Consider the following 4,108-nt stretch of genomic DNA (forward strand, 5'->3'; position numbering starts at 1 on the left):
TACCTGGGCCGCCGGGAGCTGACGGCGGAGCGCTTTGTGGCCTGCCCGTACGCGCACGGCGGGCGGATGTATCGCACCGGCGACCTTGCGAAGTGGAGCGAGGACGGGCTGCTGCACTTCCAGGGGCGCGCCGACGAGCAGGTCAAAATCCGCGGCTTCCGCATCGAACTCGGCGAGGTCGAGTCCGTCCTCACGGCGCACCCTGCGGTCGCCCAAGCGGTGGTGGTCGCGCGGGAGGACCGTCTCGCCGCCTATGTGGTCGCTGTCGGCGAGCTCGCTTCCGCCGCCGTGCACGCCTTCGCCGCGGTGCGCCTGCCGGAGCACATGGTCCCCGCCACGGTGACCGTGCTGGACGCGCTGCCGCTCACCCCCAACGGCAAGGTCGACAAGGCGGCACTGCCCGCCCCGACCGTACGCGAACCGCGCCGGGCACCCGAGACGCCCGCCGAACTGCTGCTGTGCGATCTCTTCGCCGAGGTCCTGGGCGTGGGGGAGGTCGGTGCCGACGGCGACTTCTTCGCACTCGGCGGAGACTCGATCCTGTCGATGATGGTCGTATCCGGCGCCCGCCGGGCCGGCCTCGCGGTCACGACCAGGCAGATCTTCGAGGAGCGGACCGCCGCCCGTATCGCCGCGCTCGCGCTGCCCCCGGGCGACGCTCCCGCAGCCGTCGACTCCGCTGCCGGCACGGGAGAGGTGCCGCTCACTCCCGTCATGCTCGAACTGCTGCAGCGGGTGCGGCCGGAAGACCTCTCGGAGGTCTTCCAGTCGGCCCTGGTCGCGACCCCGCAGGGAACGGACACGGCCACCTTGACGCGGGCGGTGCAGGCGCTGGTGGCGCGGCATGACGTGCTGCGGGCAAGGTTGGTGCCGGGTGCGGAGGCGCGGCTTGTCGTGCCGGAGGCGGTGCCGGAGCGGGCGTGGGTGTGCCGGGTGGATGCGGCCGACGCGGATGCGGAGGCGGAAGCGCGGGCGGCGGTGGGCCGGTTGGATCCGCTGGCCGGAGTGATGGTGCAGGCGGTGTGGTTTGACGCCGGGGCGGATACGCCGGGCCGGTTGCTGCTGGTGGTTCATCACTTGGCCGTGGATGGGGTGTCATGGCGGGTGCTGCTGCCGGATCTGGCGGAGGCGTGTGGGGCATTGGCCGCGGGCCGGGAGCCGGCGCTGGCACCGGTGGCGACGTCGTTCCGGCACTGGGCACGGGAGCTGCAGGCGCAGGCCGCAAGTCCGGAGCGGCTGGCGGAACTGGAAGCGTGGACCGCGATACAGACGGGTTCCGACCCGCTGCTGACGACGCTGCCGCTGGACCCGGCCACGGACTTGGGCACCACGGTGCGGCGGGTGTCGGTGCGAGTGCCGGCGCCGGTGACGTCGGCGTTGTTGACCGGGGTGCCGGCGGCCTTCGGTGCCAAGGTCGATGAGGTGCTGCTGGCAGGGTTGGCGGCGGCGATAGGGGCGTGGGGCGACCAGGGCAGGATTTCGTTCCTGGTGGATGTCGAGAGCCACGGCCGGCAGCTGTCCGGCAGCCACGGGGTGGATCTGTCGCGGACGGTGGGCTGGTTCACGGGAATGCATCCAGTCCGGCTGGAGGCCGGTGACTCGGTGGCGGTCGGCGAGGTCGTCAAAGGAGTCAAGGAGCAGCTGCGCGCCGTGCCCGAGGACGGTCTTGGCTACGGCATGCTCCGGTATCTGCATGCGGATACGGCGGCGGCGCTGGCCGGATTGCCGCCCGCGCAGGTCGGATTCAACTACCTGGGCCGCTTCAGCAGCCGCTCGGACGACTGGCAGCTGATCGGCGACGGACTGGGAGAGGGCTTCGCGAGCCGGGCGTCGGCGATGCACGCCCTAGAAGCCGAAGGCATCGTCCATGACTCGGCCGAGGGTCCGGAGCTGACGCTGACGCTGGCGTGGCCGGAGCGGCTGCTGGGCGCGGGGGCGGCGCAGTGTTTGGTTGATGGCTGGGCGGAGATGCTGGCCGGGTTTGAGGCTCATGTGGTGTCGGGTGGTGGTGGTCATACGCCGTCTGATTTCCCGTTGGTGGTGTTGGGGCAGTCGCAGGTGGAGGAGTTGGAGGCGGCGGTTTCGGGGCTGGTGGAGGTGTTGCCGGTATCGCCGTTGCAGGAAGGGCTGTTGTTCCATGCGCTGTTTGACCGGCAGGGCACGGATGTGTACGTGGAGCAGCTTGTTCTGGACTTGGAGGGGCGGCTCGACGCGGGTGTGTTGCGGGCGTCGTGGCAGGCGGTGCTTGACCGGCATGGCAGTCTGCGGGCCGGATTCCGCCAGGTGCCGGGGATCGAACAGCCGGTGCAGGTGATTGCCGAAGGTGTGCAGCTGCCCTGGCACGTAGAAGACCTCACGGAAGATCCGGAGCGGGCTGAGGAACTGGCTCTGGCCGAGCGGGTGCGGGGCTTTGATGTGGCGGAGCCGCCGCTGATCCGCGTGTTGCTGATCCGGCTGGGCGCGGGCCGCTATTGCATGGTGATCACGCTGCACCACATTCTGCTGGACGGCTGGTCGCTGCCGATCCTGCTGCGGGAGGTGTGGGCCGCCTACGCCGCGGGCGGCAGCGGCGCGGGACTGCCCGCGGTCACCCCCTACCGGGAGTACCTGGGCTGGCTCGCGCGCCAGGACAAGGACGCCGCGCGCGCCGCCTGGACACAGGCCCTGGCAGGGGCCGACGAACCGACGCTCGTGGCCCCCGCCACCCCAGACAGCACGCCGAGCCCGACCGACCAGCTCACCTTTGCGCCGACCGCCAAACTGACCGGGGCACTGCGCGAGTTGGCCCGCCGGTACGGCGTCACGCTGAACACCGTCATTCAGGCTGCCTGGGCGCTGGTTGCCGGTGCTTTGACGGGCCGCAGGGACGTGGTGTTCGGAGCGACGGTCGCGGGGCGGCCGGCGGAGCTGCCGGGCATGGAGGACATGCTGGGCCTCTTCATCAACACCATCCCGGTACGGGTGCGATTCGACCCCGCCCGGACGGTCGCGGAGCTGCTCGCCGACCTGCAGGCGGAACAGTCCGCGCTGCTGGATCACCAGCACCTGGGCCTTACCGAGATCCAGCGGCTGGCGGGTCCGGGCGCGGGCTTCGACACGCTGCTGGCATTCGAGAACTACCGGGCCGGCGAGAGCGGCCCCCCGCAGCCGCTGCGCCTGACCGGCACCGGGGTCCGCGAATCGACCCACTTCGCGCTGACGCTGGGTGTGGACCCGATCGACGGGCTGCGGCTGCGGCTCGATCACCGGCTGGACAGCTTCGACGCGCCGGCGGCCCTGGCGATCTCGGAGCGCCTGATACGGGTGCTGACCCGGATGGCGGCCGAGCCGGACACTCGTATCGGCACGTTGGACGCCCTCGACGCGGCGGAGCGGTCCCTGGTCCTCGACCAGTGGAACGACACGGCGCGGCCGGTACCGGCGGACACCTGGCTGGAGCTGTTCGAGGACTGGGCGCTGCTCACGCCGAACGCGGTGGCGGTGCGCTGCGGAGAGGAGTCCCTCTCGTACGGGGAGCTGGATGACCGGTCGAACCGGCTGGCCCGCTACCTGTGCGGGCTTGGGGTGGGATGGGAGTCGCGGGTGGGTCTGCGGTTGCCGCGGGGTGTCGACATGGTGGTGTCGATGCTGGCGGTGTGGAAGGCCGGCGGCGCCTATGTGCCGCTGGATCCCGAATACCCCGCAGACCGCCTGCAGTTCATGACGGTCGACAGCGGCGCCTCGGTGGTGATCGACGCCGAGCGGCTGGCCGACGCCGGGCCGGCGATCGCCGCCGAGTCGGACGCCCCCCTCGATGTCGCGGTCGGACCGGATCAGCTCGCGTATGTGATCTACACCTCCGGCTCGACCGGACGTCCGAAGGGCGTGGCGGTCGCGCACCGGGGTGTGGTGAATCTGGCCGAGGCGATGCGCCCGGTGCTGGGTGTCGCGGAGGGGACGACGGCGCTGCAGTTCGCGTCGTTCAGCTTCGACGCCGCCGTGCTGGACGTGGCGGTGACGCTCGCAGCGGGCGGCACGCTGGCGATCGCGACCGGGGAGGAGCGCACCGATCCGCAGGCGCTGGCGGAGATGATCCGTACGGCCGGAGTGACGGTGGCCAGCGTGGTGC

Annotated in this window: 1 protein-coding gene; it reads left to right on the plus strand. The window is 71.3% G+C overall.

Going from position 1 to position 4,108, the window contains the following annotated elements:
* A partial coding sequence (locus ACQKIP_RS41590; RefSeq protein ID WP_427745385.1) for a condensation domain-containing protein occupies positions 1 to 4,108 on the plus strand: 4,108 nt, incomplete at both ends.

This window comes from Streptomyces sp. NPDC059900, assembly GCF_050270335.1.
Taxonomy (GTDB): Bacteria; Actinomycetota; Actinomycetes; order Streptomycetales; family Streptomycetaceae; genus Streptomyces.